The sequence below is a fragment of the Terrisporobacter othiniensis genome (assembly GCF_000808015.1).
Taxonomy (GTDB): Bacteria; Bacillota; Clostridia; order Peptostreptococcales; family Peptostreptococcaceae; genus Terrisporobacter; species Terrisporobacter muris.
Genome location: NZ_JWHR01000109.1, coordinates 58,175 through 72,053 on the forward strand (window position 1 = coordinate 58,175; position 13,879 = coordinate 72,053).

The 13,879-nt window shown below is 28.7% G+C and carries 14 protein-coding genes; 11 read left to right on the forward strand and 3 right to left on the reverse strand.

All coding sequences use genetic code 11. The features are described 5' to 3' along the window. Positions 1-64: 64 nt before the first annotated feature. Positions 65-1,060, forward strand: a complete 996-nt coding sequence (locus tag QX51_RS12060) for a PDDEXK family nuclease (protein ID WP_152607238.1) — start codon at positions 65-67, stop codon at positions 1,058-1,060. Positions 1,061-1,542: 482 nt separating this feature from the next. On the opposite strand, the gene QX51_RS12065 is transcribed toward QX51_RS12060, so the two are convergent. After that, on the reverse strand, positions 1,543-1,851 hold the full coding sequence (locus QX51_RS12065; protein WP_039680162.1) for a nucleoside triphosphate pyrophosphohydrolase: 309 nt from the start codon (positions 1,849-1,851) through the stop codon (positions 1,543-1,545). A 105-nt stretch (positions 1,852-1,956) separates the two neighbouring features. On the opposite strand from QX51_RS12065, the gene QX51_RS12070 reads away from it, so the two are divergent. Continuing rightward, positions 1,957-4,461 carry a DEAD/DEAH box helicase family protein gene (locus QX51_RS12070; protein WP_052233033.1) on the forward strand — a complete coding sequence of 835 codons (2,505 nt, stop codon included), beginning with the start codon at positions 1,957-1,959 and terminating at the stop codon, positions 4,459-4,461. A 145-nt stretch (positions 4,462-4,606) separates the two neighbouring features. After that, the gene (locus QX51_RS20700) at positions 4,607-5,287 is read left to right on the forward strand and encodes an HI_0552 family protein (RefSeq protein ID WP_039680163.1); all 681 of its coding nucleotides are present in this window, start codon (positions 4,607-4,609) and stop codon (positions 5,285-5,287) included. Between the two features lie 515 nt (positions 5,288-5,802). On the opposite strand, the gene QX51_RS12080 is transcribed toward QX51_RS20700, so the two are convergent. Next, the gene (locus tag QX51_RS12080) at positions 5,803-6,216 is read right to left on the reverse strand and encodes a MarR family winged helix-turn-helix transcriptional regulator (protein ID WP_052233034.1); all 414 of its coding nucleotides are present in this window, start codon (positions 6,214-6,216) and stop codon (positions 5,803-5,805) included. Positions 6,217-6,231: 15 nt separating this feature from the next. Then, entirely contained in the window at positions 6,232-6,795 is a 564-nt protein-coding gene (locus QX51_RS12085; protein ID WP_039680164.1) for a hypothetical protein, read from the reverse strand. Positions 6,796-6,973: 178 nt separating this feature from the next. Between QX51_RS12085 and QX51_RS12090 the strand changes: the two genes are divergently transcribed. The 8 genes from QX51_RS12090 (at position 6,974) to QX51_RS12125 (ending at position 13,746) form a co-directional block, all read left to right on the forward strand. Then, on the forward strand, positions 6,974-7,489 hold the full coding sequence (locus tag QX51_RS12090) for a hypothetical protein (RefSeq protein WP_052233035.1): 516 nt from the start codon (positions 6,974-6,976) through the stop codon (positions 7,487-7,489). 18 nt (positions 7,490-7,507) lie between these two features. Further along, the gene (locus tag QX51_RS12095; protein ID WP_039680165.1) at positions 7,508-7,891 is read left to right on the forward strand and encodes a DUF4430 domain-containing protein; all 384 of its coding nucleotides are present in this window, start codon (positions 7,508-7,510) and stop codon (positions 7,889-7,891) included. A gap of 109 nt (positions 7,892-8,000) precedes the next feature. After that, positions 8,001-9,185, forward strand: coding sequence for a cytochrome c biogenesis protein/redoxin (locus QX51_RS12100; protein WP_039680166.1), 1,185 nt, complete (start codon positions 8,001-8,003; stop codon positions 9,183-9,185). A 251-nt stretch (positions 9,186-9,436) separates the two neighbouring features. Then, positions 9,437-9,805, forward strand: coding sequence for an HIT family protein (locus QX51_RS12105; protein WP_039680167.1), 369 nt, complete (start codon positions 9,437-9,439; stop codon positions 9,803-9,805). A gap of 181 nt (positions 9,806-9,986) precedes the next feature. Next, the gene (locus tag QX51_RS12110; protein WP_039680168.1) at positions 9,987-10,493 is read left to right on the forward strand and encodes an RNA polymerase sigma factor SigV; all 507 of its coding nucleotides are present in this window, start codon (positions 9,987-9,989) and stop codon (positions 10,491-10,493) included. After that, positions 10,490-11,356, forward strand: coding sequence for an anti-sigma-V factor RsiV (locus QX51_RS12115; protein WP_242842738.1), 867 nt, complete (start codon positions 10,490-10,492; stop codon positions 11,354-11,356). Before QX51_RS12110 ends, QX51_RS12115 begins: the two co-directional genes overlap by 4 nt. A 278-nt stretch (positions 11,357-11,634) precedes the next feature. Next, the gene (locus QX51_RS12120) at positions 11,635-12,516 is read left to right on the forward strand and encodes a polysaccharide deacetylase family protein (protein ID WP_039680170.1); all 882 of its coding nucleotides are present in this window, start codon (positions 11,635-11,637) and stop codon (positions 12,514-12,516) included. A 285-nt stretch (positions 12,517-12,801) separates the two neighbouring features. After that, positions 12,802-13,746 (forward strand): L-lactate dehydrogenase, encoded by a 945-nt coding sequence (locus tag QX51_RS12125; RefSeq protein WP_039680171.1) that lies wholly within the window; start codon positions 12,802-12,804, stop codon positions 13,744-13,746. Positions 13,747-13,879 lie beyond the last annotated feature (133 nt).

The window sequence follows — 13,879 nt, forward strand, 5'->3', positions numbered from 1 at the left end:
CTACTCAAATATAACTAAATATAATAGTAGTATTACATATGCATCACTGTTACATGGAGGTAGAATGATGCCAGCACCACGATTAATAATTAAAAAAGAAATACTAGAAGATCTAATAAACAAAGGCTATAACCAAAAAGAGATGATGAAAGAATTGAATATAGCTAAAGGAACATTAGTTAAATTGCTTAAAGAAAATGATTTAAAAATAAAAGGAAAGCCAGATGAACTAATAGGTAAGGTATTTGGAAAGCTGACTATAATAGAAAGATTAGAAAACACTAAAGATAGGAGAAGGCTATACAGATGTAGTTGTGAATGTGGAAATATAACAGAAGTAAAAGCTAAGTATTTAAATAATGGTGATACTAGAAGTTGTGGATGTTATAAGAAGAACTTTGATGCTTATAAAGTGAAAAACTATAAAAATGCTTTGGAAAGAGTAGGAGAAAGGCATGGAAGATTAACTATTATAGATGTAGCTATGAGAAATAATAAAAAAGCTTATGATATGGTTTGTAGATGTGAGTGCGGAACTATTTGTAGGAAGAAATATTCTCAAATTTTAAAGGGTGAGATAGTATCTTGCGGTTGTTATGCAAAGGAGATAGCAAGTATTAAGGCAACTACAGTTCTTTTAAAGAGTAGAAAAAATAAAAAGGAATGGTACTTTATAAAGGACAATGAAAAGGTGTATTGTAGGTCTGGATATGAGGTTATTTATGCTAATTATTTGATTTGTAATAATATTAAATTTGAGTATGAGCCAATTACTTTTAAGATTGATAATAAGAGAAGGTATACACCAGATTTTTATTTGAAAGATGAAGATAGATATGTTGAGTTAAAAGGTATGCCCTATGATGTTAAGGATAGTTCTAATCAAAGAGAGAAGATAGAAATACTTAGAAAGGATTATATAATAGATATTTATTACTGGAAAGAGATTCACAATATATGTGAGCTATCCTATAAGCATTATACATATTATAAGATAAGGGCAGAGAGATTGGGCGTTAGGGTGGAAGATTTTTTAGGACAAATGATGTATATAAAGTAATGAAAAATACATAAAACAGGAATTAGTTTAATTTATATTACTTTTATTTTTTATGCAGAGTAATTAAAAAATAGACAGATAAAAGGACAGAAGAGACTTTTAAAAAACTAAATTTACTTACTAATATGAAATTCCTTCTTGGGCGACATGCATATGCGTGCACCCCCGTAAGAAAAAGTTGTTAATTGTTAATAAACTGTGCCCAACACAGATCGGAGCAAAGATAAGAACACTCCTAAAGTAAGGCAAATACTAGATTTCAAGGCCTTTTGTGCCTGAAAAGAAGTGTGCCTATACCTCAAAACCCTATACGCGCGCATATATGTGCATATGCGTATATACTATATTATAAAATAAAGTTACTATATAGTATATTTATAGGCACATAGGCACAGGGTGGGATGTAACCTAGTATTTAACTGGGTTACCAGCTGTGCCTATACCGTGCCTATCTCCGTGCCTATGATAGATAGGAACAGATTTTACCAAGTTTTCTTCAACACAATATTATCCTCAAACCCACCAGACTTAGCCTTCTTCTCAGCTCTCCTATTCAAAATATCCTCTTCAGAATACCCATACTTACCACCAATAGCAAAAAGAACCTCAACAACATCAGCAATCTCTTCAAGACTCTTATCCTCTACAAGTTCATCAACTTCCTCTTGAAGTTTCTTATACAAATACTCCAAAGCCACTTCATCGCTCACAACTTCAACCTCACAGTGATTACCACTATTTTCAATAATCTCAGGAATTCTATCTCTAACTAATTTATCAAAAATTTTCATATTTAACCTCCAAATATAATCATAAATAAAATTATAAAACCACCTAGAGAGAATGTCAAAATATGATAAACTATATCATATAACAAAAGATAAAGGGGACAGGGCATGAGGTTAAATTTAAACTGTATAACAGGTCACAACGACCATTTATATAAAAGAATACAGCAAAGCATTCATACAGCCACTTCAATAGATATAATAGTATCCTTCTTGATGGAATCAGGTGTGAAACTTTTACAAAAAGACTTAGAAGCTATTAAGGATAAAAATATTCCTATCAGAATTTTGACAGGAAATTATTTAAATATAACTCAGCCATCAGCACTATACTTACTAAAAGATATTTTAGGGGATAAGGTTGATTTAAGATTTTATAATGACACTAAGAGAAGTTTCCATGCCAAGGCATACATATTTGAAAATAATGAAGAAGGTGAGATTTTCATTGGATCATCTAACCTTTCCAGATCAGCTTTAACAAGTGGAATTGAGTGGAATTATAGAATAGATAAGAAAACAAGTGAAGATGATTACAACTATTTTAAAGCAATGTTTGAAGAGTTATTTTTAAATGAATCAATCATAGTAAATGATGAAGAACTGGAAAAATACTCAAAGAATTGGAAAAGACCAAAGGTATTTGCACAAATAGAAGAAAAGAAAGAGAAGATAAATTACTCTTATGATGAAGACAATAATATTACTAGCTTGTTTGAACCTAGAGGAGCACAGATAGAGGCACTGTACGAGCTTAAAAAGACTAGAGAAGAGGGAAATGACAAGGCACTAGTGGTAGCTGCTACAGGCATAGGAAAGACTTATCTAGCAGCTTTTGACAGTAGAGAATTTAGCAGAGTTTTATTTATAGCTCATAGGGAAGAAATTTTAAAACAAGCTTATGAAAGTTTTAAAAATGTTAGAGTAGATAAGTTTAACAACCAGAATGATGTAGTTACTAAAGTTGCGGAGTCAGTAACTACAACTAAAAATAATTATAACGAAGACGGATATAACATGGGATTCTTTATGAACTCAACCAAAGACACTGACAAAGACATAGTGTTTGCATCAGTTCAAAGTTTAGGAAAAGAAAACTATCTTAATGAGCAATATTTTACTAGAAATTACTTTGATTATATAGTAGTGGACGAGTTCCATCATGCCGTGTCTAAGAACTATCAGAATATAATAAATTACTTTACACCTAAATTTATGCTGGGATTAACAGCCACACCAGATAGACTAGATAACAAAGATGTGTTCAGTGTATGTGACTACAACACTGTTTATGAGGCTACTTTGAAAACAGCTATAGATAAAGGTTGGTTAGTACCTTTTAGATATTATGGTATTTATGATGAAAGTGTAAATTATGAAGAAGACGTTGAGTATAAAAATGGAAGATATAACGAAAAGCAACTGGAAGAAGCTTTAAGTATAAATAAAAGGGCAGAACTTATTTTTAATCATTATAAAAAATACAAGTCATCAAGTGCTCTAGGATTTTGTACAAGTAAGAATCATGCTGAGTTTATGGCAAAATACTTCAATGAACAAGGCGTAGTTGCATGTGCTGTTTATAGTGGTAGTGAAGGTGAATACAATGAGGAGAGAAGCATAGCCCTTAGCAAACTAAGAAAAGAAGAGATAAAAGTTATCTTCTCAGTAGACATGTTTAATGAAGGCTTAGATGTGAAAAGTATCGACATGGTTATGTTTTTAAGACCAACAGAGTCGCCAACAGTGTTCTTGCAGCAGTTAGGAAGAGGACTTAGAAAAGATAAAAATAAAAAATATCTAAACGTTTTAGACTTTATAGGGAATTATAAAAAAGCTAATTTAGTGCCATATTTGCTTACTGGGGAAAGTAAGAAAAGAGAAAGGGTTACTGGAGTTATACCAAGTGAAGAAGATTATCCAGAAGATTGTTTTATAGATTTTGATTTTAGGTTAGTTGATATATTTGAGAGAATGGAAAAGGCTAATAAAAAATTGGAAGAGCTTATAGCAGATGAATATTTTAAGATTAAAGAAGACTTAGGTCATACCCCATCTAGAGTGGAGATGTTTACTTATATGGATGATGATTTGTACGAAAATATGAAAAAGAAACCTAAGTTGAATATATTTAAAGATTATCTGAAATTTTTAAAAGAACAAAAAGAAATTGATGAGAATGAGGTTATAATAGATTCTTTAGCTCATGAATTTATTAAATGTATTGAAAATACTCGCATGGAAAAGTCATATAAAATGCCATTACTATTAGCATTTTATAATAATGGTCATATAAAATCAGTAATAGATAATGATGATATATATGAATCATTTGAAGCATTTTTCAATAAAGGATCTAATAAAGTGGATGTACTAAAAGAATATCCTAACTTTGGTAGCTGGGGCAAGAAGGATTATATAGCTAGATCAAAGCAACCAATTAATGCACTATCGAAAACTCATAGTGAGTTTTTCACTAAAGATCCTGATTTTGTTTTTTTAAGTAAAGATTTAGAAAAGTATTATTTAAATGACTTATTTATAAAACATTTTAAGGATGCTATAGATTTTAGAACTAAAGAGTATTACAAGAACAGATTTGATAACAAATAATAGTATGGGAAGATACTATGGAAATTAAAAAATAAATATATAATTATAAAAGGTATCTGATTTCTATTAATTCTATTCCAATCTTGTTCCAATGAGAAATCGGAACAGAAACTTATAAAAAGTCATTATTAAAAGGAGATTCAAATTGAACAAATTCAAAGAAGTATTTCAGTTTTTAGATCAATATGGGGGAACTAGCTTTATAGCAGATGAAAACAAGAATAATTACGATGAAGAAAGATACAATAACATAACTAATTTAAAAGCAATAGCATATGATGAATTCTGGAAAAGCCTATTTTCACAGATATCACCATATCTAAAAGATAGAGATAAAAAACAACTATATAAGATCCAAAATTGGAAAAATAGAAACAAGATATGCAATTATTTCACCATACAAATAAAGGATGCAGAGAAGTTAAATTATGCCTCAAGTATATCCATCGTGGCAGGTAAAGAAGGCATATACGTAAAGATTGAATATGAATACACAAGTAAAAATACTGTAAATCCAGTGTCTAATCATAACAAATATATTTTGAGTTTAGATAAATGGAAAGAAATTTATAATGTAAAGTTAGATAAATACTACATAAACTATGAAGATGAATCTGGAGACCAAAGAATAAGTTTAAATAACTTCATGGAATATAATGAATTAAGAACATCTTTAGAAGAAAAAATCAAAAATAATGAAAACATTAAAATTGTTATACAAAAAGAATTTGATAAAGATTATATATTAAGCTCTAATAATTTTGAACTAGAAATAGCACAATCTATAAATGAACTAAATTTTTTATATGAAAAATCAATAGAGTAAAATGGGAGAGTGACTATTACACTCCTGGTTACGCCACGTGAAAGAGTGTCAAATAGTGTAGACAAACTGAAAAGTATCACCTAAATGGGATTTGAAAAACTGGAAGACAAAAAAGAACAACAACAGGAAACTCTTCAAATAATATAGTTGACTAAAACTTATCAGATGAAACATTGAAGGAGCTAAAAATAGGAAAGTTAGCCCAAACAACAACGAAATTTTTATTTGAAGATAAAATTTATAAACAAGAAAATTCTTGTTTATAAACCTGTTTATTCAAAAAAGTAAGTATATAGCTAGTATACAAGGCTATATTAAACAAGAAAACAAGAAATTACCTATAGAGCATGAAAAAATAGGTAATAGATAAGCCCATGCGCCTATATGCACGCGCGCATAGGAAAAACGTGTTTTCTTGTTTGCTTGTTTATATGAAAAGACGTGATATATCTTAAAAATGCTAAAAAATAAGCTAATTTCTATATATAATAGTAATTAGCTTACTTTTGTTAAATCTATATATTATCACAAAGCTTTTTAAGAAGGCCAATCAGCTCTTCACATTCTTCTTCCTTAAAACCATTCATTACCTTATCATACCAATTATCCTGATATTTATTGATGGACCTAAGAATGGACAAGCCTTCCTCTGTAAGACATAGACTGAAAAATCTATTATCATCATTTCTTTTTATTTTTGTAACATAATTAAGCACTTCCAGCTTTTTTATATTTCTAGTAACTATGGCTCCATCCACATTTAATAATCTGGCGATATCTTTTAGATTGCAGTTTTTATTGTTATCTATTAACATCATACATCGCCACATGTTAAGGGTTATGCCGTATTCCAATAGTTTTGTTTCGGAGTGTTTAATAAAATCTCTATTTAAATCTGATAAATATTTACCTAATATTCTATATGACAATTATATTCCTCTTTTCTAAATACTCTTTTTTTCATAGATTATAGGATCAACGAAACCAAAAGTTATTTTACCATTTTTTCTAAACACTTCACTTACATACATTTTACCATTTTCAATTCGTTCATTTAACGTAAATTCTGTTTCAGCAGAGAAGTTACTTACGCTGCTACCCTCATAAACTCCATCTTTATACTTGTATATCATAGGTGTAAATTTAGAAGAAACCTTAAGTTCTTTATAGTCCATAACTAAATCTTCATTATCATTTCTAAAATCTGCTTTTGAGATATTTTCTGGAATATCATAAGATGTTAATACCACATCATTATCTTCGTTTAATGTAAATAAGAATAAATGAGGAAGAACGTTTTTAAACTTTCCTTGTTCATAATAACTTTCCTCAATAACAAAATATCCATCAAAATCATCTGGTAAGTTATTTATTTTATTATTACAAATACCATTTATATGTTTTGCTTTAGGATGTATCTGTTTTCCTGATTCTAACTCTTGATTTATTTGGTTTTCGTTGTCAAATACTCCACATAAGTCATTTATAAATATTTCTAATTTGTTCATAAAAATCACTCCTTAAATAGTTGATATTGTCAATTATATACCTGTATAATTGACATTGTCAAGTAGTTAATGTTTTTATTTTTAGTACCTATAATAATAAACCTAAGCTCTTTTATTTGACACGACAATACTTGACTAATAAAATTATATTAGAGTATGACAAGAATAGGAGAGATGTATGAATACAAAAGATATAGTACTTATAGGTTTACTAGCTGCACTTTTAAAATCAGTACAAGCTATATTAAGTTTTTTACCAAACATAGAAATAGTAAGTTTACTAATACTTATATTTGCTATAAGATTAGGCACCAAAAGAACCATATATATAACAGTACTATTCTCAACATTAAATATAATGATTTGGGGCTTTAATCTGGCTACCATAGGTTACTTTTTTGTATGGAGTGGATATGCAGTTGTTTGTGGATTTTTAAAAAATTTACTTAAAAAGGACATAAATGTAGCCATTTTTCTAGGAGTATATGGACTTGTGTTTGGAGGTTTATTTGCATTAATATACTTACCAATGGGATATTCCTATGCACTTTCTTACTGGATAAATGGATTTATATTTGATTTGGTACATGGAGTGTCAAACTTTATAGTAGGTCTTTGGGCATTTACTCCTGTATTAAATGGATTTGATAGAGCTATGAAAACAGTTTATAAAAAATCATATTCAACACAATAGTTTTAGGAGGAGATATTTATGAATAAGAAAATAACAGTAACTTTAGTTGCAGTACTTGTACTTTTATTAGGAGCGTTTGGAATAAAATCTATAAATAATAAAAATGTACAAGATGGAGAAAAAACAATAACTATAGAAGTTTTATCAGAGGCAGACAATATAAATAAAAAAGAAGAAATAAAAACATCTGAAGAAAAACTAGGAGCAGTCATATCAAATAAAGAAGGATATGAAATAAAAAGTGATGGAATGTTAGTGAAGGTAGAAAATATAGACTTAAGTAAAAGTACTAATGAATACTGGCATGTGTCTGTGAATGGAGAAGATGCTCAAGTTGGTGTAAATGACCAAGTAATAAACGATGGTGATACCATAAAATTTGAAAGAATTAAATTTAAATAAAAATAATATATACTGACTATAAAAAGGAAGATTGTTAATATATAGAAAAATGGGTATAAATTAAAGAATAACTAAAAGTTGAATAAATTTAACAATAAGGGAGAATCTGATGGAAAAAATAAACTTTATTGTAGTATTTATAGAAGGTCTAGTATCATTTTTATCACCTTGTGTACTGCCAATACTACCCATTTATTTAAGTATGCTATCTAATAGTAGCATAGAAAACTTAAACCAAGGAAGATTTACAAAAAGTTCATTATTTAGAAATACTTTATTCTTTACACTGGGTATTTCAACTACTTTCTTTATTCTAGGGACTTCAGTAAATGCTCTAAGCTCATTTTTCAATGACTATAAATATATGGTCATGATAATAGGTGGAATTATTACAATAATCATGGGACTATTCTACATGGATAGCATAAAATCTAATTTTTTAAATAGAGAAAAAAGATTTGAGATGAAATCTAAGGAAATGAATATATGGACATCATTCTTACTAGGTTTTACATTTAGTTTTGGGTGGACTCCATGTATAGGACCAATCCTTGCATCCGTACTTATAATGTCGTCTAATGCAAATAGTACAGTAGTGTCTTATTTATTAATAGCAGTGTATACCATAGGATTTATTGTACCATTTTTACTGGTTTCATTATTCTACAATAAATTAGTAAAAAGCATAGATAAGATTAAAAAGCATATGGATAAAATAAAGAAAATTGGTGGAATTATTATTGTAATATCTGGGATGATAATGCTATCAAATGGAATTAAAAGTAAAAGAGAAGCAGAGTGGGTGGAAAATCAAAATAAAGTTGAAAGTAGTCAAAATACTGATACTAATTCTGAGGAAGACAAAAAAATCGAAGCCCTAGATTTTACTTTATATGACCAATACGGAAAAGAACATAAATTAAGTGATTATAGAGGTAAGAAAGTATTCTTAAACTTCTGGGCAACTTGGTGCCCGCCATGTAGAGCAGAAATGCCTCATATAGAAGATTTATATAAGGAATATGAAAAGAATAGTAAGGATGTAATCATATTAGGTGTGGCATCTCCAAATGTGGGAAAAGAAGGAGATCAACAATACATAGAAGATTTCCTAAAAGAAAATAATTATACTTTCCCTGTGGTATTTGATGATGGAGGAATGCTTAGTTATCAATATGGATTTAGCTCTCTACCATCAACGCTTATAATTGACGAAGATGGATATATAACAAAATATATACCAGGTGCCATGAATAAAAGTACAATGAAAAGCTTAATAGAAAGCAAGAATTAATTATAATTTAATGTCAAAAGGAGGTATCAAAAATGATACCTCCTTTACTTAGGTTGAAATCCTAATGTTTATTAGAAAATAAATTGACTTTTCAAAGATATATGCTTCTAATAAATAAGAGTTTCTATTTATATTTTTCCACAAGAGAGATATTATAATACTATGGTAAAATCTTTAAAAGAGATTACTGATTTTTATTATAATTTAGGAAATAAATTAGGTTTATAATAAATAATTAAGGAGGCAGTAAAATGAGCTGTATATTTTGTGAAATAAAGGATTACATACTTGAAAATGACCTTGCATATGCTATTTTTGATAAATTTCCAGCAACAAAAGGTCATATGTTAGTAATACCAAAGCGCCATGTTGCAAACTTTTTTGATATAACAAAAGAAGAAAGAGAAGCAATTTTTGATTTAGTAGACAAAGGAAAAGAATTACTAGATGAAAAATACAATCCAGATGGATATAACGTGGGAGTGAATGTAAACCAAGCTGGAGGACAAACTGTTTTTCATGTTCATGTGCATTTAATGCCGAGATTTGAAGGAGATGTTGTTGATCCAACAGGAGGAGTAAGAGGAGCTATCCCAAAATATATGAAATATAGCAAATAATAAATGAAAAGACCATATTCAAGTATGGTCTTTTATAATTTGAATATATACTTGATAAATTTTAATATTCTAGTTTTAATTGGGAATAAAGATAATAATGAAAAAATTTAAAAAAATTATATAAATATAAAACTTTTTAAACTATATAAAACGTCCTATATATGAGAGGTGAAAAAAAGAAATGAAATTACTAAGCTTAGTAGAAAGAAAAAAAGAAAAACAAATAAAAAAATATATAGTTGAAAATAAAGAAGCCTTATATAGGTTTGCCTACAGCTATGTAAAAAATGAAGATGATGCGCTAGATATAGTGCATGATGCTATCTGCAAATCACTAGACAATGTAAACACTCTCAAAAATATAGATAGCATTAAATCTTGGATTTATCAAATAGTATCAAATTGCGCAATTGATTATATTAGAAAAAATAAAAAATACGTAGCAATAACTGATGACTTACAAGAAGAAAATACAATGAGGTATGATACATATGAAGATATAGACTTGCAAGAAGCTTTGGAGAGATTACCTGAAAAGTATAGAATTGTAGTCATACTAAGATATTTTGAAGATATGAAAATAGGAGATATAGCCCAGGTACTAAATGAAAATGAAAATACCATAAAAACCAGGTTGTATAATGGATTATCAAAGTTAAAAATAGAACTTATTGAAGAAGAGGAGTGAATATTTTGAAAAAAAATAATAAGTTGGAAAATTTGAAAAAAAATTACAATAATATAGAAATACCAGATAGATTGAATGATGTGGTAAATGATGCTTTAAACGGCAATCAAAAGAAATATAAAAGAAGTAGAATAGCTAGGTGGTCTTCTGTAGCCGCATCCATATGTGTAGTAATTGGTGCTGTTAACTTGAGCCCAGCCTTTGCAAGTACTCTTGAAGATATACCAGTAATAGGCAATATGATAAAAATTATAAACTTTAAAAATTATAGTGTAAATGAAAACGGATATGATGTTTCTATTGAAGTACCAAAGGTGGAAGGCTTAAAAGATAAAGACTTAGAATATAAGCTAAACAAAGAGTTTGAAGCAGAAGGCGAAAAGTTATATGATGAATATTTAAATGAAATAAAAGACTTAAAAGAGCTAGGTGAAGAAGGTAGAAAGTATGGCAAGTCTTGGTATGAAGTATTAAATGAAAATGATGATGTTTTATCACTGGTAATTTATAATTATTATGCTCAAGGTTCATCTAACACAACTAGAAAGTTTTATAACATAGACAAGAAAAATCAAACAGTTTTAACATTGGAAGGAATGTTTAAAGGCAGTGACTATGTGGATGTTATAAGCAAAAATATTATAAGTCAAATGAAAGAAAGAACAAAAAAGAATCAAGAGGATACGTACTGGATTGATGGTGAAATGGATAATTTTAAAAAGATAAAGAAAGATCAAGGTTTTTATATAAATGATAAGGGTGAACTAGTTATATGTTTTGATAAATATGAGGTTGCACCAGGTTCATCTGGATTAGTGGAATTTGTAATACCTAATAATGTTACTAAACAGCTTATGAAGTAATATAAATATATTAACTTAATAGTTTTTTATAAATAGAAAAGGGCATAATTGCCCTTTTTTTGATGTGAATTTATTTAAATAAAAATTAAAGATTGTGGATAACTCATATTACTCAGATTTTAAAAAGTTTTAAAAAAATTAAAGTTTTTTATTTCAGATTTGTAATAAAAAATCTATTGAATGGTAGGGCCTTACTGGTTTATACTTAATGAGTCGACAAATTTATACGAAAAGGTACTAAAAGTGATAAAAATTTATTGAGGTAGGAGTTGAGAGATATGAGTAGGAAAAGAATAAATAAAAAAAGGGCAGCATTAGTTTTAGTTTTAGGTATGACTATATTTGGAGTATTAAATAGGACATTGGCTTATGTGGATAATCAAAGACAAATTAAAGCGGAACAACAAAGAATTGAAGAAGAAAAAAGAAAAGCAGAAGAAGAAAAGAAAAAATATGTAGTTGGTGTTAGCCACGAGGGGAAAAAATATTCTTATGATGCAAGCAAAGTTGCAGAGAAACTTAGTAAATATGATTACACTAATGATGGTAAAAAGATAGTATTTTTAACTTTTGACGACGGAACATCAAAAACTAATACACCAAATGTGTTAGATATTTTAAAGAAAGAAGATGTAAAAGCTACATTTTTCTTAACTGGACAAAATATAGAAAATGGTGGGAATGAAGCAAAAGAGCTTGTAAAACGAGAGTTTAATGAGGGGCATGCTATAGCAAATCATTCATACAGCCATGATGTTAGAAAATTATACCCAGGAAGGGTTTTAGACATAGAAGCATTTAAAGCTGATTTTGAAAAAAATGATAAATTACTAAAAGATATTTTAGGTAAATACTTCTCAACTAGAGTAATAAGATGTCCAGGTGGATATATGTCTTGGAAAGGTATGGAGCCTTTAGATAAGCATTTAGAAAAGAATAAACTGGTTTCAATTGATTGGACATCTTTAAATGCAGATGCTGAGGGAAAAAGAAAAAATGCTAAAGAATTAACTGATTATGCAATTAAAACTTCTGAAGGAAAAGAAATGGTAGTTCTATTAATGCATGATACTTATGGAAAAGAAGAAACAGTTAAAGCTTTACCAAGCATAATAAAATATTTTAAGGATAACGGATATGAGTTTAGAACTCTTTCATAAATATAAAAAAAACCTATAAATAGATTTATATAAATCTATTTATAGGTTTTTTTTGCATACTAAGCAATAAGTCCAAAGACAGCCCCAAAAAATCTAGATGAACCAGAATTACTTGAGAATTTCAATGATAATTCAGAAACTGCTGAAGGAGGATTATTCCATGTCCATATAATTGATAGTTAAAAATCAAAAAACAAAAACCATACTGTATACAATTGTGCTATCATTAACTTAAATATTTTTTATATTGTAAAAATTTACATTCTATAAAGGGGGACAATATAAATGGAAATAAGATTAAGAAAAGTTGGGATAATAGGCGTTGGCCATGTTGGGGCTCACGTAGCATTTTCACTAGTAACACAGGGGATAGTAGATGAACTAATTTTAGTTGATATAAACAAGCAAAAGGCTATTAGTGAAAGACAAGATTTACTAGATGCAGCTACATACTTACCACATAGAATAAATGTAACTGCAGGAGAATACGAAGACTTGGCAGACTGCGACATAATAGTAAACAGTGTGGGAAAAATTAATGAGTCTAGGGATAGATTAGCAGAACTTCAAGAAAGTGTTGATGCAGTTAATTCATACATAGAAAGAGTTATGGATGCTGGTTTCAATGGAATAATAATAAATATCACAAATCCTTGCGACATAATAGCTAATCATATTCAAAAAGTTACAGGACTTCCACAGAATCAAGTTTTTGGAACAGGAACAGGTCTTGATAGCTCTAGATTTAGAAATGTGATGGCTGAGTGCACAGGAATAGATCATAAGTCAATAATAGGATATTCTTTAGGAGAGCATGGTGATTCTCAAATGATTCCTTGGTCAGCTGTAAATTTGGGAGGAAAACCTCTAAGTGAACTTGAAAAAGAAAGACCAGAAACTTTTGGAAGTTTAGATAAAAAAGATATAACATATAGAACTATAAAAGGCGGATGGTTTACTTACGAAGGTAAAAAATGCACAGAGTTTGGTATAGCATCCACAGCAGCTAGACTTATAAAAGGAATTTATCATGATGAAAAATTCGTAACAACTGCATCAACTTTATTAGAAGGTCAGTATGGAGAAGAAGGATTCTATATAAGTATTCCAGTAGTCATAGGTAAAAATGGTATAGAAGATAAATATGAGCTTAATTTAACTGAAGAAGAATTGAAAGAATTTAAACATTCTTGCAGAGTAGTAAAAGAAAATATAGCTAAAATAAAATAGATAAGAAAACCTTCGTTGAAGTTAATTCAATGAAGGTTTTTATATGTTTTATAAAGTTAATTTTTAAAATCTTACTTAAAACATATATATTTATATAAGGTATATATATAATATACCTATATAGGAATAATAC

Bases quoted from the DNA above. Each gene is read 5' to 3' on its own strand.
- QX51_RS12085 (WP_039680164.1), bottom strand. From the start codon at position 6,795: ATGAACAAATTAGAAATATTTATAAATGACTTATGTGGAGTATTTGAC.
- QX51_RS12090 (WP_052233035.1), top strand. From the start codon at position 6,974: ATGAATACAAAAGATATAGTACTTATAGGTTTACTAGCTGCACTTTTA.
- QX51_RS12060 (WP_152607238.1), top strand. From the start codon at position 65: ATGATGCCAGCACCACGATTAATAATTAAAAAAGAAATACTAGAAGAT.
- QX51_RS12095 (WP_039680165.1), top strand. From the start codon at position 7,508: ATGAATAAGAAAATAACAGTAACTTTAGTTGCAGTACTTGTACTTTTA.
- QX51_RS12065 (WP_039680162.1), bottom strand. From the start codon at position 1,851: ATGAAAATTTTTGATAAATTAGTTAGAGATAGAATTCCTGAGATTATT.
- QX51_RS12105 (WP_039680167.1), top strand. From the start codon at position 9,437: ATGAGCTGTATATTTTGTGAAATAAAGGATTACATACTTGAAAATGAC.
- QX51_RS12070 (WP_052233033.1), top strand. From the start codon at position 1,957: ATGAGGTTAAATTTAAACTGTATAACAGGTCACAACGACCATTTATAT.
- QX51_RS12125 (WP_039680171.1), top strand. From the start codon at position 12,802: ATGGAAATAAGATTAAGAAAAGTTGGGATAATAGGCGTTGGCCATGTT.
- QX51_RS12100 (WP_039680166.1), top strand. From the start codon at position 8,001: ATGGAAAAAATAAACTTTATTGTAGTATTTATAGAAGGTCTAGTATCA.
- QX51_RS12120 (WP_039680170.1), top strand. From the start codon at position 11,635: ATGAGTAGGAAAAGAATAAATAAAAAAAGGGCAGCATTAGTTTTAGTT.
- QX51_RS12110 (WP_039680168.1), top strand. From the start codon at position 9,987: ATGAAATTACTAAGCTTAGTAGAAAGAAAAAAAGAAAAACAAATAAAA.